The following is a 24,725-nucleotide window of genomic DNA, read 5'->3' as shown; positions in this document are numbered from 1 at the left end:
AATGAAAATTTTTGTAGAACAGGAAGCTCTTTCCTCTTCTTTAACCCAAGAAATAATAGAAAAGTATCCTTATGAGATTATTCCTGCTTATGAGGATGTTCGATGGAAAGAACAAGCCTCCCAGGCAGAGCTTGTCTCCTTAGGTAAAAAATTCCTTTTTTTGATGAAATTTAAAGGTAGGTTCTTCAAAGATTGTCCTGGGACTAAAAACTATTTCTGTTGTGGTTATAAAATTTTTCATTTTGCTGAGGGTTGTTTATTTGACTGTAGTTATTGTATCCTTCAGCTTTATTTAAACCGCCCGGGGATAAAGCTCTGGGCTAATGTCGTGGAAGATGGGTTTCCAGAATTAGAAAAAGTTCTTAACGAAGCTAAAAAAGAAAAAAAAATCTTAAGGATAGGGACTGGAGAGTTTGCAGATAGTATGGTTTTGGAACCCTTTGGGGGTGTTTCTGAAAAATTAATCAACTTTTGGGAAACGTTAAATCCTTTTGCTGTACTTGAATTAAAAACTAAGGCTTTTATTAAAGAAGATTATTTTAAAAAATTTAAATCTGACCCTAAAATTATTTTTGCTTGGTCCTTAAATACCCCATTTATTATAAACACCGAAGAACACGGAACCTCTTCATTGGAACAGAGAATTGAAAGCGCAAGATATGCGATAAAACATGGGTTTACAGTAGCCTTTCACTTCGACCCAATCATTTTTTATGAAAACGCAGAGTCTGAATATCCTCAAGTTTTAGAAAAGGTTTTAAACGCAATACCATGGGAAAAGATTGCCTGGATAAGTTTAGGAGCCTTAAGATACCCCAAAGAGCTAAAATACATCGCAGAAGAAAGATTCCCTCAAACCTCAATCTATGCCTATGAGTTTATCGAAGGCCTTGATTTAAAAAAGAGATATTTTATAGACCTCAGAAAGAAACTTTATCAAAGTTTGGCCAAAATCATAAAAGAAGTAGAAGATAAAATAACCTTTTATTTTTGCATGGAAGGCGAAAGGGTTTGGGAAGAAGTTTTAGGAAAATCTTTTAAAAGTTCTAACCAAGTTTGTCAGCTACTTGACCAAGTGGCTTATAGACTGTGTTTGTCATAAAACAGTTTTTTTTATACATATTTTTGAGTTTTTTCCTTTTTGGTTGTATTAACCAACCTAAAATCAAACGATGTACAGATTGTCATAACCAAATATCTTTTGATAAACTTCATCAACAAATAGATTGTACCAAATGTCATCAAGGTAACAGCAAGCCTTTTTCTAAAGAGGAAGCTCACCAAAATCTTTTAAAACACCCAGATTCTTGGATGGTCTATAAGGTTTGCTCCGAATGTCATAAACTTGAGGTAGACCGGTTTAAAAATTCTTTACATTACACCTACAAAAAGATGATCTCAAATACCCTAAAGGCCTTTGGGATCTCTAAAAACCTTAATTTACAAGAACTTAAAACCTTTAATTATGAAAAACCTTTTGATAAAACCTCGTTGGTTGTAGATTTTTTACGTAGAAGATGTTTGCTCTGTCACGTTGATTATGAAGGAGAAGACTATAAAAACACCCGAAGAGGTAAAGGTTGTTTAGCCTGTCATTTCGACCTATTAAATCACTCCATTGTTAAACCTACCATAAACCATTGTCTATCCTGTCATTATAGCAGTTACATAGGTTGGGATTACTTAGGATATTCCCCTCATAATTGGTATGAGGACTATCGTTCACCTTTTGTTAAAGGAAAACCACCTGAAAGGCCTTACGGAATTGAAGCCTATCAACTTTTAAAAAGTATACACTACGAAAAAGGATTGGTGTGTACAGACTGTCATAAAAAAGAAGAAGTAATGTTTGGTCGTAATAAAATAAAATGTTTAGATTGTCATCAAAATCTCAGTAAAAAAACGCATAATCAGAAAACCCTTTCAAAATACCGATGTGAAGTCTGTCATGCAAACTTTGTCAATCTTGATGGTAAGCTTTCTTGTAGTCTTGAGTTTAATCCCTCTTTAGATGATTGGTACGGTTTGACTGTCCAGGAATCCTCTGAGGTTGAAAAGTTTTTCGATTTATTAACCAAATCGCCAAAGTTAGCCCAACCTCTGATGAAAGATAAACTTACTGGTAGGTTAAAAGAAGGATTATGGTTATGTGGTTTAGGAGAGAGAACTTTTGAAAAACTGTTTTTAGGAAGGGATTTATATGGTAAAATGTGTGTCTTAAGAAAAAAGAAAATAACCATCTATCATGAAAGTTTAGAGTTGGAAGGTAGTTTAGAAAAATGTATATCTCCTCATTCCATAGGGAAAGGTAACCTTTTTAACACAGGAGGGTTTTGATGCGATATGATGGAAGAGCTTTTGACCAACTTAGAGAGGTAAAGTTTACTATAGACTTTTTAAAAAATCCCTTAAGCTCTGTATTGATTGAGTTTGGCAACACTAAGGTACTTTGTACAGTAAGTTTAGAGGAAAAGGTCCCCCCTTTTCTTAAGGGTACAGGAACAGGTTGGATTACCGCAGAGTATGCCTTTATTCCTGGGGCTACTTTAGAAAGAACCCCCAGAGAAACGATGGGGCGAAAAGGTAGGTCTATGGAAATACAGAGGCTTATAGGCAGGGTTTTAAGAGGGGTGGTAGACCTATCAAAATTAGGAGAAAGAACCCTCTGGATAGACTGCGAAGTTTTAAACGCAGACGGAGGAACAAGGACTGCCTCAGTTACAGGCGCTTTCTTAGCCTTAACCCTAGCGGTTAAAAAGCTTATAGAAAAAGGAGTTCTCTCCACCTCTCCGGTTTTAGAATTCTTAGCGGGGGTTAGTGTAGGTAAGATAGGAGAAAACTTTCTTTTAGACCTTGATTATCAAGAAGATATAATTGCTGAGGTAGATGCTAATTTTTTTATGACTGAGTCTGGGAAAATAGTAGAAATTCAGGCAAGTGCTGAAAAAAGTTTGTTTACCTGGGAAGACTTAGAGCAGATGAAAAACCTTGCCTTTAAAGGCATTCAAGAACTGATTAACAAACAAAAAGAGGTGTTAGGAATATGAGCCAAAAAATAATCTTAGTTATAGCTACTTCTAATTTAGGTAAGGTTAGAGAAATAGAAAAAGCCCTTGAAGATCTAAAGTCTGAAATTAACTTAGAAGTAAAAAGTCTTAAAGATTTTTCTGAAATCACCCCTCCTGAAGAAACAGGAAAAACTTTTTTAGAAAACGCTTTGATTAAAGCTAAGTATTACGCTGAAAAAACCGGATGTTTGTGTCTTGCAGACGATTCTGGACTTGAAGTAGATGCCTTAAACGGTGCACCTGGGGTGTATTCTTCTCGCTATGCTGGAGAAGACGCAAATGATGAAAAGAACAACCAAAAGCTTCTTCAAGAGTTAGCTGATGTGCCTCCAGAAAAAAGAACCGCAAGGTTTAAGTGTGTCTTGGTTCTTTATCATCCTTGCGGAAAATATCTGGTTTCAGAAGGGGTATGGGAAGGCAGAATAGGTTTTAAACCTAAAGGCTCTTATGGTTTTGGATACGACCCTATTTTTTTAGTAGCTGAATACCAATTTCAAAAAACTGCAGCAGAACTTCCTTCAGAAGAAAAAAATCGTTTAAGCCATAGAGGTAAGGCTATCCAAAACTTAAAAAAACAACTTTTATCATTCTTAAAAGACCTTGAACAATGTCAAAACAAATAATCTTAGAACTTGTCAATCATTTAAAAACTGATCTTATTTTTCCAGAAAATTTTCTTAATATCAACATCTTGGCTGCATTTTCTAAAAAACTTTCTAAAGAATTTAACTTTACTTATTTAAAAAAAATCAGTAATTATCGTTGGTTTTTACCAAAACAAGTACATAGCGACATTTTCATAACCCTTTGGAATGGGTCTTCGGTTCCAGAGATTTTTTCTTTAGAAGGTGACGGAGTGCTTACAGACCAAGAAAGGCTTTTTGTTGGGGTTAAAACAGCAGATTGTGTCCCGGTGCTTTTAGCAACCAAAGACTGTAGAATAGTAGGTGCTATTCATGCTGGATGGAAAGGCACTGTGTCTAAAATCTTAGAAAAAGCCCTTAGAGAGGTACTTGGCTTAGGGTATAAACCTGAGGAAATTCTTTTGGCCATAGGTCCACATATCAAAGTCTGTTGCTACGAAATCAAAGATGAAGTTTTAAGTGCTTTGAGGATAAAATTGCCTTTTTATGACGAGGTTATTCAACATAACCAAGGTAAAGTCTATTTGGATTTAGAAAAAGCCAATTTTTATCAAGCTTTATGTTTGGGTATTCCTGAGGAAAATGTTTGGGTGTCAAAGGATTGTACAAGATGTTTGCATAAGGTTTATTGGTCCCATCGTTATCATGGAAAGGATCGAGGAGTACAAATAGCTTTTATAGGAAAACCTTAAATTATGCTTTGGGTTTATACATTTATCTATTATCTGATAGCAGGCCTTATTTTACCAAGAGAGTTTTTAAAACGTCCACGAAATCTAAGATTAAAATGGTTAAGAGATAAATTTGCTATTTTTAAACAAAAAGTCACCCATTCTTCTCGTTCTTTTATCTGGGTCCATTGTGTGTCTGTAGGGGAGGTTATCGCCCTTTCTACTCTTATTAAAAAACTTTCTAAAAACTATAACATCCTTTTAAGCACGATTACCGACACCGGACAAAAAGTGGCTAAAGACCGGTTTAAAGGATTACCGGTAGAGACTATCTATCTCCCTTTAGACTGTCCTTTCGCGATAAAAAGAACTTTAAAGGCTTTTAATCCTAAGGCTTTAATCATTGCTGAAACAGAAATCTGGCCTAACCTTATTCATACCTCAGCTAAAAAAATTCCAGTTTTTTTAGTAAACGCACGTCTTAGTGAAAAATCCTTTAAAAACTACCAAAAAGTAAGGTTTTTTATCAAAAAAGTTCTTGATAGGCTTTCTCTGGTTGTGGTGCAAGACAACATTTATCAGGAAAGGTTTAGAGCCTTGGGGGTAAAAGAAGAAAAAATTGTAGTAACAGGTAATACCAAATTTGACCTTGAAATTCCTTACGTGGAATTTTTTTGGGAAAGTTGGGTAAAAAAACCGGTTGTTATTGCTGGAAGTACACACCATCCTGAAGAAGAACTTATAACCAAGGCTTTTCTTTCAGCAGTAAACCAAGGTACCTTGCTTATAGTGCCAAGACATCCCGAACGGTTTGACGAGGTGTTTTCACGATTAAACCTGATGTTAGATAATTTGGAAGATGTAAAACTTTATCGCCTAAGCGCTTTATCTAAGGAATTTTCAGACTTGAAAGAAGCAAAAAGATGTGTCCTTCTTATAGACCAGATAGGTATCTTAGGTAGTCTTTACAGAATAGGAGACTTAGCCATCATAGGAGGAAGTTTTATCCCCCATGGAGGGCAAAACCCTTTAGAAGCATTTTACTGGAAAAAACCTGTGGTAATGGGGCCTTCTATGGGAAACTTTCCTTTTATCCAAGAATTTTTGGAAAAAGAGGCCTGTATTCAAACTAAACCAGAAAATTTATCTGAAACCTTACATCATCTTCTTAAAAATCCTGAAAAACTTAAGACCTTATCTGAAAAAGCCTACCAAATATATCTTTCTAAAACAGGAGCTACAGAAAAAATTTTAAATTTATTGGAAAAATATCTTTAATTTTTGGTTAACCAGGATATAATATTAAGTTAACTAAAATCCTATCTTACAACCAGGAGGGCTACTATGAAAAGGACTTTAGAGATGTCAGTTTTAAGTTCAGAAGTTTTTAAACAAAGTAATATTAAGGTAGAAATTTTTTGGGGACTAATTGGAGCTCTTTTGATAGGTATTTGTTCTAACCTTAAGTTTTATCTTCCTTTTTCTCCTGTACCGGTAACCTTTCAGACCTTTGGAGTTTTTATGACTGCTCTTTTATTTTCTCCCTTTAGATGTGGTTTAGCTAATTTTTTCTATTTGTTTTTAGGTGGGGTAGGGTTTCCCTGGTTTGCAGGGTTAACTGGTGGTTTTTTAACATTTTTGGGACCTACAGGAGGTTATCTATTAAGTTTTCTTCCTGCAAGTTTGATAGTTAGCTTGATATATCATAGATTTCAATGGGCTAAGAGTTTTTCAGGAGTTGTTTTGCTTTTAACCTTAGTAAATTTTGGGATTATTCATCTTTTGGGACTGGTTTGGTTAGGCTGGGTTTTAAAAATTTCTGACTTAAAGGTTTTATTGAATATAGGAAGTCTACCCTTTATCTACGGAGACCTGTTAAAAATCTTTTTAGTAGTTTCTCTCTTAAAGTTTATTTTTAAAAAGTTCTAAAAACCTCTTGTCAAAACCTTGATTAGGCTTTAAAATGTAAACGAGTTTTGGAGGGGTGCCCGAGTGGACGAAGGGGTGCGACTGGAAATCGCATGTACGGGCTAAAACCCGTACCGCGGGTTCGAATCCCGCCCCCTCCGCCATCTTTTTTTTTCACCACTATCTCATAAAATCACTTGTCATATTTAATAAACTCACTATCTTTTTATTTAAAAACTCTTGTTTTATAAATTTTTTGACAATTATGTTAATTTTTTGACAGGAAAAAAAGAAAAACCCGAATGTTTTTAGCAAAATTCAACCCCTAAAAAACTTGGCATAATTTTTGATAAAACTTCTAAAAAGTTAGGAGGGAGTTATGGCAGAAGAGGTCAAAGAAGGGGCGGAGAAGCAGGCATCTGAGAAAAAAGGAGGAAAAAAGAAATTTTTATTATTGTTGTTGTTGGGTGTTTTGGTAATAGCTCTGGCTTCTGGGGTGATTTTATTTTTGATGGGGAAAAAAGGAGAAGAAAAGGGAGAAGGAAAAAAAGGAGCTAAAAAAGAAAAGGTTGAAGTTAAGGTTATCTATCCTATGGAACCAGTGGTGGTAAATCTCTTGGACCCTACAGGTAAACGATATCTTCAAGTAAGGTTAGCCTTAGGGGTAGCGGATAAAAAGGCAGAAGAAGAGATTAAAACAAAAGAACCGATGATAAGAGACGTAATCATCACCTATCTTAGTAGTAAAACTCCAGAAGAGGTAATTCAGCCAGAGGCTAAAGAGACGATAAAAAAAGATCTTTTGATGAAGATCAACGAAGCTTTAGGAGATGAAATTTTACAAGCCGTTTACATAACCCAATACATAGTGGAGTAGTTATGGAAAAAATACTCAGCCAAGATGAAATAGATGCGTTACTTTCTGGACTTTCTGAAGGCAAGATAGATACTACCCCAGAGGTTAAAGAAGAGGTTAAGGCTAAGTCTTTTGACTTTAGAAACTATACCATATCTACCCGTCTTAAGATCCCAGGCCTTGAGGTTATCAATGAACAACTTGCTCGAAGCTTAAGGATACAGCTTTCTACCTTTTTAAGGGAAATGTTAGACATCTCGAATTTACCCCTTCAGATGGAAAGGTTCAAAGATTTTTTAAACAAAATTCCTGTACCTACCTCCATCCATATCTTTAAATTAGAACCTCTTAAAGGGCAATCCCTTCTTATTATCGATGCTACTTTGGCCTTTCTGTTTATAGAAAGGTTTTTAGGGGGAGAAAGAAAACACACCAAGGTTGAGGGAAGAGAATTTACACCAATAGAACAAAGACTTTTGAAAAAAGTGGTGGATCTTATTTTTAACGAGTTAGAAAAGGCTTGGAAAAACTTCTATCCTGTAAAACCTAAATATATTAGAGGTGAAGTAAACCCACAGTTTGCAAGGGTACTTATGCCTGAAGAAACTGTGGTAGTTACTGGTTACACGTTAGAGCTTGAATCTATCAGCGGAAAGATACTCTTTTGTTATTCTCTAAGCACCTTACAACCAATAAAAGATAAGCTTTATTCCCCTTATCAGTTAGAAGAATATGTAGACTTAACCTGGAAAAAGAACTTAGAAACCTATATTCTTAACAGTAGTGTTCAGTTAAAAGCCCTTTTAGGAAAAGGCACCATTACTTTAGAAGATTTAGTCAACCTTGAGGTAGGAGATGTGGTAATCCTTGATAAAAAAGTAGAAGAACCTATAGAGGTTTATATAGAAGGGGTTCCTAAAATTTTAGGCAAATTAGGGGTTTTTAAAAACCACCTTGCTATTCAGGTAGACAAATTTTTGTCTTCAGAAAATCCAGAAGATATAGAAAAATAAGAAATCAGGGGGAACATAAATGGCTGAAGAAGAAAAGATTAACGGACAAACCCAAGAAAAAACATCCCTTAGTCCTGAAGATTTGATGGCCATGTGGGAAGAGGCTTTAAAAGAGGCTCAAGCTGGAACTCCAGAAACTCAAGAAGAAAGCGTTCAAACCGTTTCTAAAGATCCATCCCACGACCTTTTTCAACCTAAAGAACCCTCAGTTAAAGAAAGACCTCCTACACAGCCAGCCAGCTTTGAGGAACTTAGCCCAACCCAAAAAGGAGGTTTACATCCAGACTTAGAGTTTATTTTAGACATACCCTTAGAGATTTCGGTAGAAATAGGTAGAAACAAAATGCTAATAAGAGATCTGCTAAAACTCAACCAAGGTTCTATCATCGAGTTAGAAAAGTTTGCCGGAGAACCTGTAGAGGTCTATGTAAACGGCAAACTGATGGCAAAAGGAGAGGTAGTGGTAGTAAACGATAGGTTCGGGGTAAGAATTACTGAGATCATAAGCGCTCAAGATAGGATTAAAAAACTGGGGTCTTAGCCTATGGAATGGTTTTATTATTTACAAAGTATAGGAATCTTACTGCTTATTTTAAGCCTATTTCCTATAGCCCTCCATTTTTACAAAAAATATACTGTCAAAAATATGTCAGAAAGCCCGATCAAAGTTTTAGCGGTTAAACCTATAAGTTATAAGGCACAAATTTTGCTAATAGAGGTTGAAGGTAAAAAATTTTTGGTAGGATATTCAGATAAAGGGTTTAACCTTTTAGGGGAGATAAAGCATGATGGTTAGTTTTTTGGCCATTGCTTTACCTACAGTTAAGATAGGGGTTGAAACTGCTAAAACCCCAGAACAGTTTTCTACTATCGTACAAGTACTTATTTTACTTACTGTTTTATCTATAGCTCCAGCCCTTCTTTTGATGCTAACCTCTTTTACCCGATTGGTGGTGGTTTTTTCGATCTTAAGACACGCCATAGGTACCCAACAAACTCCTCCTAACCAGGTTTTAATTTCTTTAGCCCTTTTTCTCACCTTTTTTATCATGACCCCTACCTTTAAAGCTGTCTATGAACAGGCTTTTATACCTTACCTTAATAAACAGATAGGAGATAAAGAGTTTCTGGAAAGAGCTCAAAAACCTTTTAAAGACTTTATGTTAAAAAATACCAGAGAAAAAGACTTAGCACTTTTTATTAAACTCAGACAAGAGGAGCGTCCAAGAACACCTGATGACGTATCTTTTTTTACTTTGGTACCAGCCTTTATGATAAGTGAGTTAAAAACCGCCTTTCAGATAGGATTTTTATTATACATACCCTTTTTGATAATAGATGTGGTGATTTCAAGTGTGTTAATTTCCATGGGAGTCTTGATGCTCCCACCTATGATGATCTCTCTTCCAGTAAAACTTTTGTTGTTTGTGCTGGTTGATGGATGGAATTTGCTCGTAATGTCTTTAGTAAAAAGTTTTCATTAAAGGAGGATGTTGACAAAATGACAGATGCCACCATTTTGACATTAGCTAAAGAATCTATTAAACTTTGTATTTTGGTTTCTGGCCCCTTTTTGCTTACTGCTTTGATCGTTGGTTTGGTCATCAGTATCTTACAGGCAGTAACCCAAATCCAAGAAATGACCCTTACTTTTGTTCCCAAAATTTTGGCGCTTATTGTTGTGTTTGTGTTAACCTTGCCTTGGTTATTAAAGAAACTGACTTCCTTTACTGAAAATCTAATTTTAAACATTCCAAATTTTATTAGTTGAAGATAGGATGGAGCTTTTAGAATTGATTAACAATCAGGTTTTTCTGTTTTTTTTGGTTTTTTATAGAATCCTCCTTCTTTTTGTGCTTTTTCCTGTGTTTGGGGCAGTTTATTTTCCTACTAAAAATAGGATAGCCCTTTCTTTAGTTTTGGGATTGGTTTTAACCCCGGTGCTTAAGATAAACATCCCTTCGTCTTTTAACGTCTATCAACTCTTTTTATGGCTTGTGTCGGATTTTCTGTTTATCTTTATGGTATCTTTGCTTTTTAGGATTATCTTAGCTGGGATTCAGGTAGGAGGCGAACTGGTAGGATATCAGATGGGATTTGGTATTACCCAAACCATAGACCCTCTTTCAGGCTTTAGCTTACCTGTAATCTCTCAGTTTGTCTACATCATCTTTCTTCTTGTGTTTTTTACGTTTGACTTTCACCACTATCTGATAAGTTTTATCTATTATAGTTTTGAAAAAATTCCTCCTGGAAGTTTTTGGTTAGACAACAATCTTGGGCTTTTGGTGGTAAAAAAAAGCCGATTGATGTTTGATCTAGGAATAAGGTTTCTTGCTCCATTGATGGTGCTTATGATGTTAGTTTACATAAGCTTGGCTATAGTGGGTAGGTTACTACCCCAGATAAATATCATGTTTGTAAGTTTTCCTCTAACCATAGGTATAGGTTTAATCTTTTTTGGACTTATGTTGGTCTTATTGCCTAAAATAATGGTACCAAGCCTTAAAAATTATTTTAACCTGTTACATGGCATTTTAGTATATTTTAGGTAAAGAGGTAGAAACATATGCCAGAAGAGCCTTTTGAGGAAAGGACAGAAGAGCCTACACCTCGACGGCGAGAGGAAGCCAGAAAAAGAGGACAGATTGTCAAGAGCCGTGAACTTTCCTCAGTAGCAGTATTAGGTACCGGCTTTTTTGGCTTTATGTTGTTAAGTTTTTTGTTTTTTCAGCAGTTTTACCTAATTTTTTATCACTGCATAAACAGTTACTACACAGACTTAAATCTCTCCTTTTTAATATATTTGGCACATTTTTTGCTTAAAACCTTAGGAAAGGTTCTTTTACCTTTCTTTTTTATACTTTGTTTTGTGGTGATTTTGGTTTACCTTTTGCAAACCGGAGGTGGAGTTTTGGCTTCTCAAGCCATCGGGTTAAATTTTGACAGAATTAACCCAGTTTCTGGGTTTAAAAGATTTTTTTCTCTTACCGCTGTGTTTGAACTATTAAAGGTTATCGTTAAACTCGCCATCATCACAGGTGTTTCTTATTTTATAATAGCAAAATATCTTCCTTATATCTTAAAACTCTTTGGAGTTTCTCCTAATTATTTAGCGTTTAGTTTTAAGGTATTTTTAAAAGATTTTATTTCTAAGCTTTTGGTACTTCTTGTTTTTTTAGGAATTCTTGATTGGCTTTATGCTCGTTGGGATTTAGATAAAAAATTAAGACTTACCAGGAAAGAGTTAAAAGAAGAGATTAAACAGACTGAAGGAGACCCGTTAGTTAAGGCTAAGATAAGACAAAAGCAAAGAGAGATGGCAAGAAGAAGGATGCTTGCCGAGGTACCCAAGGCAGATGTGGTTATTACCAACCCCACCCACTATGCTGTAGCTCTTAAATATGAAATAGGTAAAGATCCGGCTCCACAGGTAGTAGCTAAAGGTAAAGATTTTCTTGCTCAAAAAATAAAGGAAATCGCTAAAGAACATAAAGTACCTATCTATGAAGACCCACCTTTAGCCAGGCTTCTTTATGAAAAAGTAGATTTAGGAGAATATATTCCTCAAGACCTTTATCAGGTAGTAGCCAAGGTTTTGGCTTATGTATATAAACTAAAAAACAAAAAGGTGATGTAAACAGATGGAAAAAAGTTTAATAGTTAAATACATTCCAGATCGTTATAGTATATTTGCTGTTTTAGGTATAGTAGTTCTTTTTGCGATCATGCTTTTTCCTCTTCCTCCTTATCTTATCGATCTTACCTTAAGCCTTAATCTTTCTGTTTCTGTGTTAATTCTAATCATGACCATGCAAGTTAACAAACCCCTTGATTTTACAGGTTTCCCAGCTCTTTTACTTTTAACCACACTTTTTAGATTAGCGATGAACATAGCTACTACCAGGGTTATCCTTCTTAAAGGTCATGAAGGGACGGTAGCAGCCGGTTATATCATTAAAAGTTTTGGAGAAGTAGTGGTAGGGGGCAATTATATAGTTGGTTTTATCGTGTTTTTAATCCTGGTGTTGATAAATTTTGTGGTTATTACCAAAGGAGCTGGCAGGATTGCTGAAGTAGCAGCCAGGTTTACACTCGATGCCATGCCAGGGAAACAGATGGCTATCGATGCGGACTTAAACGCAGGTCTAATAGATGAAAAAGAGGCCAAAAGAAGACGCGAAGAAATCGCTAAGGAAGCTGATTTTTACGGGGCGATGGATGGTGCCTCTAAGTTTATAAGAGGGGAAGCTATCGCAGGGCTTATTATCACTTCTATTAACATTATAGGAGGGATTCTTATCGGAACTTTACAAAAAGGTTTAGACCTTGCGACCTCAGCCAAAACTTATACCATCCTTACCATAGGAGACGGATTAGTCTCCCAGATTCCAGCTTTGATTGTTTCTACTTCAGCAGGTATTTTGGTTAGTAGGGCTGCAGCAGAAGCAGGGCTTGGTAAAGATTTGGTAATGCAATTTGCCCAAAAACCAGAGGTACTTTGGTTGGCAAGTGGTATAGTTTTAGCTATAGCTTTGATACCAGGAATTCCCTTTTTACCTCTCTTTATTTTTAGCGTAATCCTTTTTTCTTTAGGATATGTAGCCTATAAAAATCAGCAAAAGGTAGAGGCTGAAGAGGTAACTAAAGAAGAGGCTCCACAAGCTCCACCTGAATTAGAAGAAATAAGACCTGTAGAACTTCTGGCCTTAGAGTTAGGATATGCTTTGATTTATCTTGCTGACGAAAACAGAGGAGGAGATTTACTTGAAAGGATTAAAAACTTAAGGAAACATCTTGCCCAAGAGTTAGGGATAAGGATCCCTTCTGTTCATGTAAGAGATAATTTAAGTCTCAAACCTGGAGAATATGTGATACTGATAAAAGGAGTCGAAATAGCTAAGGGAGAGCTTATGCCAAACTATCTTATGGCTCTTCCCTCAACCCCTGACCTCTCTCCTCCTTCTGGAGCCATTCCTACTAAAGAGCCTACCTTTGGTATGACAGCCTATTTTATTCCTGAAGACCAAAAGGAAGAAGCAGAAATGACAGGTTTTACCGTAGTTACCCTTTCTACCGTTATAACTACTCATCTTTCTGAGGTGGTAAAAAAACATGCAGACGAATTCTTGACTAAACAAGAAGTTCAAAGGATCTTAGACAGTGTGAGTAAATATTATCCTAAAATAGTTGAAGAATGCTTAAACAATGCTAATTTAACTTTAATCCAAAAGGTATTACAAAACTTAATAAAAGAGGGTATTCCGTTGAAAGATTATGTCACCATTTTTGAAACCATAAGCGACTATGCTCCCTCTATAAAAGATCCTGACGTACTTACTGAATATGTAAGACAAAAGTTAAACAGGTATATAGTAAAACCATATTTAATCGACGGAAAGCTTCCTGCATTAGTAGTAGGAGATGATATAGAAGAAACCTTAAGAAAATCACTTCAAAGAACAGAGCAAGGAGTTTTTCTGATGATAGACCCTAAGATAGGAAGCAAAATAGTAGCAGCCTTAACCCAAGCAGTAGAAAGGGCAGGGCAAAAAAACATAGTCCCTGTTATTATCTGTAGTCCTACTATAAGAAGACATCTTAGAAAATTAATAGAAAGAAGTCTTTATTATGTTCCGGTAGTTTCGCAAGCAGAAATACCCTTTGAGGTTAACATTGAGGTATTAGAAGTAGTAAAGATAGTGAGAGAGTAGGATAAAAGATGAAGATCAAAAAGTTTAGAGGTAGAACGATTTTAGAGGCTTTAAATCAGGTTAAAAAGGAATTTGGGGAAGATGCAGTTATTTTGAACTCAGAAAAAGTAAAAACCGCAGAAGGAGATTTTTTTGAGATTACCGCAGCCATCGAAGAAACAGAGGTCCCTGTTGTCTCTCCGACTCTCGAAGACAAAAAGTCTAAAAACTTTTCTTATACCCTTGACCAAGAGTTAAAGAAAGATTTAGAAGAAATCAAAGAGCTTTTAAAAAAGGTTTTACATCCCCAGTTAAGAGATATCACTTACTTAAAATACTTAGAAAAAGGAGTACCAGCTTTTATAGCTAAAGAAATGGTTGAAAAAAAACTGGACCTTCCCGAGTATATTTCTGTTAAAATAAAAGAAAAAGGAGTGGTTCCTCATTCTAAATACCAAATTTTTATAGGAGAGGGTGGAGTAGGGAAGACCACAAATATTTTTAAAATAGCTGTTTGGTATAAATATAAATATGAAGCTAAGGTGTTGGTTTTAAGTTTAGACACTTATAAAATAGGAGGCGCTTTCCAGACAAAAAGGTTAGCAGAACTTTTGGAGATAGATTTTGACATAGTAGACATAGAAGATTTTAAAGAAATAGCCCAAAGTTTAAATAAATATGATTATATTTTAGTAGACACACCAGGGCTCAACAAAAAGTTTAGCACCCACGATTTAGAGGAACTTGCGCAAAGGCTACCGTTTTTAAGGTTCCAGTGGGTAGTTAAGGCTACAGAACATTTTGAGTTTGGTTTACGGTTGTGGGAAAAGATAGAAAAACTTCCGGTAGAGGGTGTATTTTTGACCTTTACAGATAAGATAAAAAATAGTTTACCTATACTTTGGTTGTTAGAAAGTAATCTTCCTCCTCTCACCTTTATCTCTAACGGAGAGAGAGTGCCTGAAGATTTGTTAAAGGCTGAGGAAGATGTCTTGATAAAACTTTTTTTAAGGGGTTTTGAATAAATAATTTGAAAATAAAAAAGCAGGAGGTTTTATGAGAAGCATAGCTGTGGCTAGTGGAAAGGGTGGGGTAGGTAAGACAAGCTTTGTGATAAACCTTTCGTTAGCCCTTACTCAACTACAACAAAAGGTACTGATTTTTGACGCAGACTTAGGATTGGCAAATGTGGATGTTATGTTAGGTATTTCTCCGAAATATGATATAAGATATGTGTTAAACGGTGAAATGAGCCTTAAGGATATTATCTATTCTACAGATTATAATATCGACATCATACCTGCAGGATCTGGAGTAGTAGAGCTTACCCATCTAACTTCTATGCAAAAACTTCTTCTAAAAGAGCAAATGGAAGAGGCTTTTAAAAATTATGATTACTTAATCTTTGATGCTTCAGCCGGTATTTCAGAAAACGTGTTGTTTTTCTTTTTATTAGGGGGGGAAAGGATAGTAATCTGTACCCCTGAACCTACCTCTATAGCCGATGCTTATGCCTTGATAAAAGTAGCCTATAAAAAACATCGTATTAAAGATTTTTATTTAGTAGTAAATATGATAAATCAAGAAGAAGATGGAAAAAAAATCTATCAGCAACTACTTTATGTACAAGAAAAATTTTTACCTGAGATAAAGCTTTCCTATCTCGGAGGAATTCCATATGATGAATGTATAAAAAAAGCCATCCGTTCGCAAGTTCCTTATCTTTTATTGTGTCCAGATAAACCTTGCAGTTTAAAAATTAAAGAAATAGCCTACAAACTTATGAAATACAATCCTCAAGCTTCTCAAGGGTTAGAGGCTTTTTTAGAGAGGGTAGTGTCTTTATGATAAAACTTTCTCGAAAAAGGATAGTGTATGGTTACTAAGATTATTAATAAAGTACTTTTTCAAAAGCCTCCTTTAGAAAAGGTGATAGAAGAGTTTTTACCAACTATCAACTACTGGGCTAATAGATATTCTTTTCAAGGGCAGCCTGTAATTAGTAAAGAAGATTTGGTGTCTGCAGGAGTTATAGGTTTAATAGAGGCTTATCATCGATATGATCCTACCAAAAAAGTCAAATTTAGAACCTTTGCTGAGTTTAGAATTAAAGGAGCGATGCTTGATGAAATTCGAAAAATAGATATAATACCAAGAAGTATAAGAGATAAAATTTCTGAATTAGAAAATAAAGTAAAAGATTTATATAAAGATTTAGGAAGAATGCCAGAAGAAACAGAGATTGCTAAGGCTATGAATTTAAGTTTAGACGAATATCACAGGCTTTTAGAAAACATTAAAGGGATTACTTTTATAGACATTCAAAGCTTTAAACAAAGAATCCCAGAGTTAGAAGAAGAAGACATTTTTGAGTTTATAGGAGATACCAAAGAAGATCCCTTTGAAAAATACTCTTTAAAGGAGCTACAGGAGAAGCTTGAAAAGGCTTTAGAACATCTTACCGAAAAAGAGCGTTTAGTTCTGGCTCTTTATTACTATGAAGGACTTACCATGAAAGAGATTGCAAAAGTTTTGGAGTGTACAGAAAGTAGAGTTTCTCAACTTCATAACCAAGCTATCATAAAACTTAGAAGTGTTTTAAATCAGTCTAAGAGAGGAGGATAGGGGGTATGGCTCTAAATACTGATTTAAAGATACTGGTAGTAGACGACTTTGCTACGATGAGAAAGATCATAAAAAACATCTTAACCCAGTTGGGTTTTAAAAACATCTTTGAAGCAGACGACGGAAGTTCTGCATTAGAACTATTAAAAAAAGAAAAAATAGACCTTATCATTTCTGACTGGAACATGCCTAAGATGAGTGGTCTTGATCTTTTAAAAGCAGTAAGAAACGACCCCAATTTTAAAGATATTCTCTTTGTAATGGTAACAGCTGAGGCACAAAAAGACAACGTTATAGAGGCTATAAAACACGGGGTTAATCAATATATAGTTAAACCTTTTACCCCTGAAACTTTAAAGGAAAAATTAGAAAAAGTTTTAGGAGGATAGTTTGGAAGAAGAACTAAAAAAGGACTTAGAAGAGATCAAAAAAGATTTAGAACAAACTTCTTCAGAAGAAATAAAAGAACCATCTCAATCTGAAAAGCAAGAGGAGGTAAAAGTCGAACAGGAAACCAAGGAAGAAGTTCTTCCTCCTGAAAAAGCCTCTACATTAGTAGAAGAATTGATAGAAAAACCTGAAGAGTCTGTTTCTAAAGAAATACCTTCAGAAGAGACACCTAAACCCTCTAAAATAAGTTATTTAGAAAAATTTAAAAATCCATGGATATGGGGTATATTAGGTTCTACAGTACTTCTTTTGGCAGGTATCTTTTTAGTATTTAAAATCTTTTTTTTTAAAGAACCGCAACAAACTTCTAAGGTTGAGCCTCCTTCTGAAATAACCGAATCTTCAGTTGAGAAAAAAACACCTGTAAACGCCACTGAAACTTCCAAGGTCTCTAAAATCATCATATCTCAAATAGAGCAAAAAGACACATACTATCCCTATAAGCTTGAAATGAAAGAACTTTTAATCCCTGTAGGAAACAAAGACTATTTAAACGTAGATTTGGTATTTTATTTTGATAATAGCACTACGATGAAAGAAATCGTCAATTCAGAAACAGCTTATCGAGAATTTATCTATGAAAAGTTACAAAAAGTACCTTTATCTGTTTGGTTTGATGTAAACAAGAAAAAGGAATTAGAAGAAAATTTAAAAGAAGAAATCAAAAAAAAGGGAATAACTCCTGTGCCCCAGAAAATAGAAATAGAGGGAGTGGTGTTTAGGGGTTAAGGATGGGTGATTTGACTATTACTTTTTTGATCATTCTCGTGATGGTAGATCTTCTGATGATAGCAGGGTTTGTGTTTTTTTATCTAAAATTTAAAAAGGTGTTTGACCTTCCATGGGAAGAAATCAAAGAAAGTATAGAAAGGGCTCAAGAGTTGGTAAAAAAATTAGAAAAACTTCAAAAGGCATCAAAACCTTTAGCAGAAGGAAGGAGTAAAGATAGGTCGGTTAAAGACCAGGTTTTTTATCTTTCAGAAAGAGGTTTAAGCCCTAAAGAAATAGCTAAGCAGCTTAAAATAAGTGAAGCAGAGGTAGAGGTTATTTTATCCTCTAAAAAATTAAGGTAAAAATAAGATAAACCCATGCAAATAACAGCCCCTGCACCGATACTTTATCTTCCAGAAAACCTTTGGTTTCTTTTTAGTCGACCGGGTAGAGAGTTAGTTATCAGGGTTGTAGGAATAGAGGGTAAAACCTTAAATCTCGAGTTAGGAGGAGAAAAATTTCAAGCAAGGATAGCTGGGACAGTAAATCCAGAGGATTTTAAGGTCGGAGAAAATATCAGGGTAAAAGTTTTGCAAACAGGAAACCCGGTGGTACTTCAGGTTGTTTCTGGAGAAAAAACCAGTAATGATTTAAAGATTTTATATCTTCTTTCTCAAGCGGGTAAAAAAGAAGAAGTTAACATTCCTTACGTAAAAGAAGAGTTAAAACTCCTTTCTAATTTATTGACAGATCTTTTTATCAAAAAAGACAAAAAAAGTAAATCCTTAGAAGAAGGCATCAAAGAACTTTTAGGTGACAAAGTTAAAGCTGCAACTCTTTTTTACCAGGAAGATAGTTTTTTTATCCCCTTTCTGTTTAATGATGAACGTTCTTGGGGATACATAGAATTAGGGCCTCCTCGAGAAAGAAAGGGAAAAATCAAGCTTTTTTACCTTAAGTTTTATGGAGAATACTTAGGACTGGTTGAATGTTTCATAAGTTATGACGAAAAAGAAATTTTGTTAGAGCTCTATTTTTATAACAAAGAGGCCTATGAACTTGCTAAGATAGAACATAAAAATCTAAAAAACCTCTTTATTTTCAGTCAAAATCAGGTTATAATTAAAACATATTATGAAGAAAGTTTACCGGGGTCTATATTAGAAAAACGTGTTTAAAAGTTTAAAAGAGGTATGATAAGAATGAAAAAAGCGATGGTAGTAGATGATTCTAATGCTATAAGGCAGATAGAGCGAAAGTATTTAGAAGAGATGGGGTTTGAAGTATTAGAGGCGGAGAACGGCGAAGAAGCCTTAAAGGTTCTTAACGAGCATCCGGACGTTCAACTTATTTTACTTGACTGGCATATGCCAGTAATGAATGGCTATGAATTTTTAGTAAAACTTCGTTCCAACCCTAAGTGGTCTAATATTAAGGTAATGATGGTTACCACAGAGAATCAGCAAAAAAGCGTAATAGATGCTATTCTAGCAGGGGCTAATGAATACTTGATGAAACCCTTTGATAAAGAGATGCTTGAAACGAAAATTAAATTTCTTTTAGAGGGGTTCTAAACTTATGATCCGTGTCCTTGTGGTTGATGATTCTGCTATCATGAGAAAATTGATAGTAGATATCTTGAAAGAAGAAAAAGATATAGAGGTGGTTGATACCGCCAAAAATGGTCGTGAAGCGATAGAAAAGGCTAAAGCTTTAAAACCTGATGTTATCACGTTAGACATCGAAATGCCTGAGATGGATGGACTTGAGGCATTAAAGGTCCTCAAAAAGGAAGTACCATCTTCTAAGGTTATTATGTTCTCTTCTTTAACCCAAGAAGGGGCCAAAGCAACCATTGATGCCCTTTCCATAGGAGCCTATGACTTTGTCCCTAAACCTTCTACCAAATCTTTTTTAGAAAGTGTAAAACAAATTAAAGATCAACTCATCCCTAAAATAAAAAGCGTTGTTCCTTTAAAAAGAATACAACCTATCTATCGTCCTTCTACGGTAAAAAAGGCGTTCAAGAGAGAAGATTTTAAAGTTTTAGGTATAGGTGTTTCTACAGGGGGACCACAAACCTTGATGCAGATCATCCCCAAACTACCAAAAAATTTCCCTGTTCCTATCCTTATTGTTCAGCACATGCCTCCTATTTTTACTAAGCAACTTGCAGAACGACTTGATAGTCTTTCGCAACTTAAAGTAAAAGAAGGAGAGCAAGGAGAACCTGTTAAATCCGGGGTGGTTTACATAGCCCCTGGAGATTTTCATATGGTAGTTAAAAAAGAGAACGAAATACATAAAATTCGTCTTCATCAAGGACCACCCAGAAATTTCTGCCGTCCTGCGGTAGATGAACTGTTTGAATCTATAGCCGAGACCTATGATGGAAGTTCGGTAGGACTTATTTTGACAGGTATGGGTAGCGATGGTAAAGAGGGGGCTAAAAAGATAAAAGAACAGGGTGGGGTAATTTTAGCGCAAGATGCTGAAACTTCGGTTGTTTTTGGAATGCCAAGGGTGGTGATAGAAGCAGGATTAGCAGATGAGGTTTTAAGTTTAGAGCAGATCCCTCAAAGGTTAAAAGAAATTTTTAAGGTGTAAGAAAATGCAAAGAGAGATATTTGAGTTTTTTACAACTCTGGTTGAAAAAATAAGTGGTATTTCCTATAAAGAAGGTAAAGAATACTTGATAGAGAGCAGGTTAAACGAGCTTGCTCTAACGTTGGGATATAGCAATGTAGAAGAACTTTATAAATTAGTAAAATCAAGACCTGACTATAAATTAATAAACGAGATTGTAGATTCTCTTACTACCAACGAGACTTATTTTTTTAGGGATCAACATCCCTTTGATACTTTAAAAAATCAAATTTTTCCTGAATTATTTCAAAAAAGAGAAAAAGAAAAGAAACTATCTATCTGGTCTGCTGCTTGTTCAACTGGGCAAGAGCCTTATAGCATTGCTTTACTCCTTCACGAATACTTCCAACCTTATTTAAAGACTTATCAAATAGATATCTATGCTACAGATATCTCCAAAAAAAGCATCGAAAAGGCTAAAACTGGAGTTTACAACCAAATAGAGGTCAACAGAGGATTACCTGTGGTTTTTTTGGTCAAGTATTTTAAACAAGAAGGAGCTCACTGGAAAATAAACGATAACCTAAAAAATATGGTCCGTTTTGAGATTTTAAACCTTCTTGAAGTCTCGCAAAAAGTAAAGACTAAATTTGATATTATTTTTTGTCGTTATGTCCTGATATATTTTGCCCAAGAAACAAAACAAAAAGTTTTTAGAGATTTGTGGAATGCTTTAAAACCTGGTGGTTATTTAATTTTAGGAGCTACAGAGATAGCTCCAGTTTCTTTCCCAGATATGGAAAAGAAAATCTTAGGAAAAACCGTCTGTTATTATAAAAAAGATTAACTTTAAAAAACTTAGCCTATGGACTTTAGACAATTTAACTCCTTTGAAGAAGCTAAAAGATTTTTTAGAGAAACGGTTAAGAAACTTCATCCTGATAGAGGAGGAGATAAAGAAGCATTTTTAGAGTTTTTAAAAAGTTATGAGGAGTTTTTTCAATCTTATCAGACGGCTTCTAAAGTTAAAGTTTTAAAAAATCCTGTTTTAAAAGGAAATTATTTTTTTTCTGTTTTAGAGTTAACGGTAGAAGAGGTAGCCCTTGGAGGAAAAAAGAAAATTACCATTCCTGGAGAAGAGAAGATCTGTCCAAAATGTGAAGGATTAGGTAAGAAAAAAGACGGTCCACTTTCTCAATGCGGTTTCTGTAAAGGGAGTGGTTTTGTAGAAACTTATGACCAAAGGAAAGAGATGATTTCTTATCTTACCTGTCCTTATTGTAGAGGTCAAGGGTTTATACTAACTGAAAAGTGTGAAGAATGCAAAGGTAAAGGATACGTTAAAATACTTAATGAGTTTTGGTTAGAAATACCCTTAGGATTAAAAGAAGGAGATTATCTTTATGTAGAAAAAGAAATCCTTGGAGTTGATTACGATCTTTACTTAGAAGTAATCATTAAACCACATCCTTATTTTTCTTTGGTAGATGGAAACCTAAAATATCGCTGTCAAATTCCCTTTTGGGAGATTCTGTTAAACGATTTCATCACCATCAAAACCTTAGAAGGGGAGGAGGTAGTTTCTTCTTCCCTTTTTACAGAAGGCCACCCTGTAATCCTTAAAGGTAGAGGTCCTTTTCTTTCCAACGGAAAAAGAGGGGATTTAATCGTTGATTACCATATTCATCTACCTAAAAAACTTACTACAAAAGCAAAAGACTTACTCAAAAAAGTAGTAGAGTTGATAGAAGAAGAGAAGGTTTAATCTTCTATTATCCCAGCAAAGTCTAAAAACACCTTCCATACTTCCTTTTTATGTTTTGGGAACTCTTCCAGAATAAGAGATTGCCATTTAGGTGGTTTTGGGGTTTTTAAAAGTTTTAGTCCTGCCTCTTCAGGGGTTTTGTTACCTTTTTTAAGGTTACATTTTTTACAACAGAGGACTACATTAGTCCAAACAGTTTTTCCTCCCTGGCTTTTAGGGATTATATGATCTATAGTTCTATCCTTAGGATTTTTTAAAAATTTTCCACAATACTGACAGGTAAAACGATCACGTAAAAACAAATTCTGTCTGGAAAAAATAACTTCGGTTTTAGGAAGTCTTTCATAAAAAGGTAAATAGATAGCCTCAGGTATAAGGATAGAGATAGAAGGACTATTAATCAGTTGAGCTCCATTTTCATAAAACTTGCTTACCTTTATCCATTCCTCAAACGTGTGGGTAGTCCAATCTGGGGTTATTACCTTTGCGGTACCTTTAACCAAATGGCATATAGCCTTCTGTGCCGTAGTTATCTGTATTGCCTGGTAATACTTGTTTAAAACTAAAACCTTTTCGTTTAAAAGCGATTTTTTCATTTTTTTTCATTTATTATAAGTTAAGGGTTTGTTTAAATCGTTTAAGCCATTCCAAGGCTTTTAAAGCTAAGTCTTCAGAAAGACTTCCTAAACCACAGGCAGGAGTAAACAAACTCTTTTTTAACAGCTCTTCTTCAGAAAATCCGAGCTTTACAGCAAGATCCTTCAACTGAGTCTCAAACTTTTTCAAAACCTCTTCAAAACTTGTCTCTTTTAACTGCGTGCTATCTGTTGGCACAACTCCCCAGGCTAAATACTTATTCTCTTTTTCAAGAAAATTTCTAAGTTCTTCAGCATAAATACTTAATTTTTCGTAAAAATTAAAACTGTCAAAACTTAAGATATCTATTTCAGAACTTAAGGGAAGATCCCAGGAAGTATTAGCACAGATATGAATGCCCGTCGTACAGTTAAAGTTCTTTAATCCTGAGATCACCTCATTTAACATTTTTAGAACTTCTTCTTTGGTAACGGTAATAAAAGATGATGAGCCAAAACCTGCAAGACCTGGTTCATCGAAAAATAGAATTACGTTAGGGGAGATCTCTTTAAGTTTTAATCCTTGGGCCAAGGCTTTAATCAGTACAAACTTGACGATAAGGTCTTTAAGGTCTTCCCTAAAAATAGGACTTTCTCCGGTAGAAAGTTTCAAGCTTGAGGCTAAGGTAAAAGGGCCTGTGATTTGGCCTTTTACAACCTCAGGTTTAACTTGAGAGGCTATTTCTAAAAAAAACTTAAAACCAAGGGCGGTAGATTCTGTGAGTTCAAAGTTAGCCAACTCAGACAACTGATTTTCTTCGATGATTTTTAGATAGCTTTCATAAAAGATTATCATCTGTTCTTCAAAATCAGAAGAAGATATGTCTAAGACTTCTTTTTCCCAGTTAAACCCTGGAAGGCCTTCGTTAAACTGAACGAGCATTCCTTCGTTTTTACGTTTAGATAGTTGAGGCCAAGCAGGTATGTCTAAGTATTCAAAAACCATTTTTACCGCTTTTTCAGGGTCAGAAAAAGGAAGACTTCCTATATGAGTGGTTTTTAAGTTTTGAACGATAGCCTCCATAAGATAAAACCTCCTTAATCTTGATAGATTACCAAAAACTTCAAGAAAGTTTTTATAACTTTAACTAAAAATTTAGATAAAGGCAAGACAGAACAAAGAGTTTTTTCCAAGATTTTTATACAGGGTTCCTATAGGGTTCTTAAAATCAGAAACTTTATTTTACATAATATACATTATCGGAAGTTGTTTTTAAGGAACTACAGATGTAAATTATACAGACAGATTATAAAAATTTAGAAAGACTTTTCCAAACATTCCTTTCGAAAAAACTACCTTCTACATTTTCTTCCATTTCTAAAAACATTTCATAAGGAACAGCAAAAGTAAAAAGGTTATCCCCAAGGTGTTTTCTAACGTTTTTTCTTGCTGAAAGGTCTGTCAATCCAACTACTGCTTTTTGTGGAACTGATTCTCTTTGTTTATACGCATAGATACCAATTGCCTGACACCCTGCACCCCAGGGAATGATTACACTATCCAAAAAACTGTTTCTCCCATAGTTTGCAAGAACAACAAGAGCAGAAAGTTGATGAGGGTTAACAGGAAAGACAATTACAACAGGTCTTTCTTCATGAATGTCTACATCTTTTAAAGGTTTAAATACTACATATTTTGTCGGAACTTCTATCATAGGTAACTCTTCTACAAACTTTTTTACCTGTTCAGGAGTTTTCAAATACCTTTCTCCTTCTAAAAATTCTTCAAGAAATTCTTTAGTTACATACGGTTTTAGATTTTCTGCTACAATTTTACCCTTCTCCCAGTTTTTATTTCCTGAAGAAAGAAAATAATAAAAACACTCAATCCCTCCTGGGAAATCAAGATATTTATTTCCAAAACCTAACCCCACTCCTCCACCCCAACATCCATAAGTTTTTCTGTCAAAAACAGCTGTTTTTCCTTTTGCTACATTTACAAAAAGCCACATTACACATCCCCATCTTCCTTCTTTAAATTGTAAAGCATTTTCAGGTTTTACATCCGACCATATTACAGCAACTGGATTAAATTGCATTTTTAAAGCTTCTGCAATTTTACTTATCATTTTTTTCCTCCTGCAATAATTTTTATAACAA

30 protein-coding genes and 1 tRNA gene are annotated in these 24,725 nt (G+C 34.9%); 28 read left to right on the top strand and 3 right to left on the bottom strand.

The window, feature by feature from the left end; all coding sequences use genetic code 11:
- The first annotated feature begins 1 nt into the window (after position 1).
- From H529_RS0103295 to H529_RS0103160, 28 genes are all read left to right on the top strand, one after another.
- A complete protein-coding gene (locus H529_RS0103295) occupies positions 2-1,102 on the top strand; it encodes an SPL family radical SAM protein (RefSeq protein ID WP_022855138.1) in 1,101 nt (366 codons plus the stop codon).
- Entirely contained in the window at positions 1,090-2,337 is a 1,248-nt protein-coding gene (locus H529_RS0103290; RefSeq protein ID WP_022855137.1) for a hypothetical protein, read from the top strand. Before H529_RS0103295 ends, H529_RS0103290 begins: the two co-directional genes overlap by 13 nt.
- The gene (rph, locus tag H529_RS0103285) at positions 2,337-3,047 is read left to right on the top strand and encodes a ribonuclease PH (protein WP_022855136.1); all 711 of its coding nucleotides are present in this window, start codon (positions 2,337-2,339) and stop codon (positions 3,045-3,047) included. The genes H529_RS0103290 and rph overlap by 1 nt, the downstream gene beginning before the upstream one ends.
- Complete coding sequence (locus H529_RS0103280) at positions 3,044-3,691, top strand: XTP/dITP diphosphatase (protein ID WP_022855135.1); 648 nt, start codon at positions 3,044-3,046, stop codon at positions 3,689-3,691. The genes rph and H529_RS0103280 overlap by 4 nt, the downstream gene beginning before the upstream one ends.
- Positions 3,676-4,404 carry a peptidoglycan editing factor PgeF gene (pgeF, locus tag H529_RS09970; RefSeq protein WP_022855134.1) on the top strand — a complete coding sequence of 243 codons (729 nt, stop codon included), beginning with the start codon at positions 3,676-3,678 and terminating at the stop codon, positions 4,402-4,404. The genes H529_RS0103280 and pgeF overlap by 16 nt, the downstream gene beginning before the upstream one ends.
- Before the next feature lie 3 nt (positions 4,405-4,407).
- Positions 4,408-5,661 (top strand): 3-deoxy-D-manno-octulosonic acid transferase, encoded by a 1,254-nt coding sequence (locus tag H529_RS0103270; protein ID WP_022855133.1) that lies wholly within the window; start codon positions 4,408-4,410, stop codon positions 5,659-5,661.
- Between the two features lie 66 nt (positions 5,662-5,727).
- Entirely contained in the window at positions 5,728-6,312 is a 585-nt protein-coding gene (locus tag H529_RS09965) for a biotin transporter BioY (protein WP_022855132.1), read from the top strand.
- Between the two features lie 49 nt (positions 6,313-6,361).
- Positions 6,362-6,455, top strand: a tRNA-Ser gene (locus H529_RS0103260).
- 215 nt (positions 6,456-6,670) lie between these two features.
- A complete protein-coding gene (locus H529_RS0103255) occupies positions 6,671-7,168 on the top strand; it encodes a flagellar basal body-associated FliL family protein (protein WP_022855131.1) in 498 nt (165 codons plus the stop codon).
- Between the two features lie 2 nt (positions 7,169-7,170).
- Entirely contained in the window at positions 7,171-8,160 is a 990-nt protein-coding gene (gene fliM / locus H529_RS0103250) for a flagellar motor switch protein FliM (RefSeq protein WP_022855130.1), read from the top strand.
- Positions 8,161-8,179: 19 nt separating this feature from the next.
- The gene (gene fliN, locus H529_RS09960) at positions 8,180-8,701 is read left to right on the top strand and encodes a flagellar motor switch protein FliN (protein WP_022855129.1); all 522 of its coding nucleotides are present in this window, start codon (positions 8,180-8,182) and stop codon (positions 8,699-8,701) included.
- 3 nt (positions 8,702-8,704) lie between these two features.
- On the top strand, positions 8,705-8,956 hold the full coding sequence (locus H529_RS0103240) for a flagellar biosynthetic protein FliO (RefSeq protein WP_022855128.1): 252 nt from the start codon (positions 8,705-8,707) through the stop codon (positions 8,954-8,956).
- The gene (gene fliP, locus H529_RS0103235) at positions 8,946-9,644 is read left to right on the top strand and encodes a flagellar type III secretion system pore protein FliP (RefSeq protein ID WP_022855127.1); all 699 of its coding nucleotides are present in this window, start codon (positions 8,946-8,948) and stop codon (positions 9,642-9,644) included. Before H529_RS0103240 ends, fliP begins: the two co-directional genes overlap by 11 nt.
- Before the next feature lie 17 nt (positions 9,645-9,661).
- Entirely contained in the window at positions 9,662-9,931 is a 270-nt protein-coding gene (gene fliQ / locus H529_RS0103230) for a flagellar biosynthesis protein FliQ (protein WP_022855126.1), read from the top strand.
- Between the two features lie 7 nt (positions 9,932-9,938).
- The gene (locus H529_RS0103225) at positions 9,939-10,715 is read left to right on the top strand and encodes a flagellar biosynthetic protein FliR (RefSeq protein WP_022855125.1); all 777 of its coding nucleotides are present in this window, start codon (positions 9,939-9,941) and stop codon (positions 10,713-10,715) included.
- 14 nt (positions 10,716-10,729) lie between these two features.
- Positions 10,730-11,800: a flagellar biosynthesis protein FlhB gene (gene flhB, locus H529_RS0103220; RefSeq protein WP_022855124.1), complete on the top strand. Its 1,071-nt coding sequence runs from the start codon at positions 10,730-10,732 to the stop codon at positions 11,798-11,800.
- A 4-nt stretch (positions 11,801-11,804) separates the two neighbouring features.
- Positions 11,805-13,874, top strand: coding sequence for a flagellar biosynthesis protein FlhA (gene flhA, locus H529_RS0103215; RefSeq protein WP_022855123.1), 2,070 nt, complete (start codon positions 11,805-11,807; stop codon positions 13,872-13,874).
- Positions 13,875-13,882: 8 nt separating this feature from the next.
- Positions 13,883-14,878 carry a flagellar biosynthesis protein FlhF gene (locus tag H529_RS0103210; protein ID WP_022855122.1) on the top strand — a complete coding sequence of 332 codons (996 nt, stop codon included), beginning with the start codon at positions 13,883-13,885 and terminating at the stop codon, positions 14,876-14,878.
- 31 nt (positions 14,879-14,909) lie between these two features.
- Positions 14,910-15,701, top strand: coding sequence for a MinD/ParA family protein (locus H529_RS0103205; RefSeq protein ID WP_022855121.1), 792 nt, complete (start codon positions 14,910-14,912; stop codon positions 15,699-15,701).
- 27 nt (positions 15,702-15,728) lie between these two features.
- Positions 15,729-16,478, top strand: coding sequence for a sigma-70 family RNA polymerase sigma factor (locus H529_RS09955; protein ID WP_022855120.1), 750 nt, complete (start codon positions 15,729-15,731; stop codon positions 16,476-16,478).
- A gap of 5 nt (positions 16,479-16,483) precedes the next feature.
- Entirely contained in the window at positions 16,484-16,867 is a 384-nt protein-coding gene (locus tag H529_RS0103195; RefSeq protein ID WP_022855119.1) for a response regulator, read from the top strand.
- Position 16,868: 1 nt separating this feature from the next.
- Entirely contained in the window at positions 16,869-17,657 is a 789-nt protein-coding gene (locus tag H529_RS0103190; RefSeq protein ID WP_022855118.1) for a hypothetical protein, read from the top strand.
- A 2-nt stretch (positions 17,658-17,659) separates the two neighbouring features.
- The gene (locus tag H529_RS0103185) at positions 17,660-18,001 is read left to right on the top strand and encodes an RNA polymerase sigma factor (protein WP_022855117.1); all 342 of its coding nucleotides are present in this window, start codon (positions 17,660-17,662) and stop codon (positions 17,999-18,001) included.
- Positions 18,002-18,016: 15 nt separating this feature from the next.
- Positions 18,017-18,817 carry a hypothetical protein gene (locus tag H529_RS0103180; RefSeq protein ID WP_022855116.1) on the top strand — a complete coding sequence of 267 codons (801 nt, stop codon included), beginning with the start codon at positions 18,017-18,019 and terminating at the stop codon, positions 18,815-18,817.
- 15 nt (positions 18,818-18,832) lie between these two features.
- Entirely contained in the window at positions 18,833-19,213 is a 381-nt protein-coding gene (locus H529_RS0103175) for a response regulator (RefSeq protein WP_245540266.1), read from the top strand.
- A 4-nt stretch (positions 19,214-19,217) separates the two neighbouring features.
- Positions 19,218-20,246: a protein-glutamate methylesterase/protein-glutamine glutaminase gene (locus H529_RS0103170; protein ID WP_022855114.1), complete on the top strand. Its 1,029-nt coding sequence runs from the start codon at positions 19,218-19,220 to the stop codon at positions 20,244-20,246.
- 4 nt (positions 20,247-20,250) lie between these two features.
- Positions 20,251-21,072: a CheR family methyltransferase gene (locus H529_RS0103165; protein WP_022855113.1), complete on the top strand. Its 822-nt coding sequence runs from the start codon at positions 20,251-20,253 to the stop codon at positions 21,070-21,072.
- Between the two features lie 18 nt (positions 21,073-21,090).
- Entirely contained in the window at positions 21,091-21,990 is a 900-nt protein-coding gene (locus tag H529_RS0103160; protein WP_022855112.1) for a DnaJ C-terminal domain-containing protein, read from the top strand.
- On the opposite strand, the gene H529_RS0103155 is transcribed toward H529_RS0103160, so the two are convergent.
- The 3 genes from H529_RS0103155 to H529_RS0103145 all read right to left on the bottom strand — a co-directional run bounded on the left by H529_RS0103155 (position 21,987) and on the right by H529_RS0103145 (position 24,694).
- The gene (locus H529_RS0103155; protein ID WP_022855111.1) at positions 21,987-22,586 is read right to left on the bottom strand and encodes an HNH endonuclease; all 600 of its coding nucleotides are present in this window, start codon (positions 22,584-22,586) and stop codon (positions 21,987-21,989) included. The two genes, H529_RS0103160 and H529_RS0103155, sit on opposite strands and share 4 nt — an antisense overlap.
- Positions 22,587-22,599: 13 nt before the next feature.
- Complete coding sequence (locus H529_RS0103150) at positions 22,600-23,649, bottom strand: uroporphyrinogen decarboxylase/cobalamine-independent methonine synthase family protein (RefSeq protein ID WP_022855110.1); 1,050 nt, start codon at positions 23,647-23,649, stop codon at positions 22,600-22,602.
- Positions 23,650-23,872: 223 nt separating this feature from the next.
- The gene (locus H529_RS0103145; RefSeq protein WP_022855109.1) at positions 23,873-24,694 is read right to left on the bottom strand and encodes a DUF169 domain-containing protein; all 822 of its coding nucleotides are present in this window, start codon (positions 24,692-24,694) and stop codon (positions 23,873-23,875) included.
- Positions 24,695-24,725 lie beyond the last annotated feature (31 nt).

The sequence above is a fragment of the Thermodesulfobacterium thermophilum DSM 1276 genome (assembly GCF_000421605.1).
Classification (GTDB): Bacteria; Desulfobacterota; Thermodesulfobacteria; order Thermodesulfobacteriales; family Thermodesulfobacteriaceae; genus Thermodesulfobacterium; species Thermodesulfobacterium thermophilum.
The sequence above is the reverse complement of the archived record's forward strand: the minus strand, read 5'-3'. Positions and strand labels throughout refer to the sequence as shown.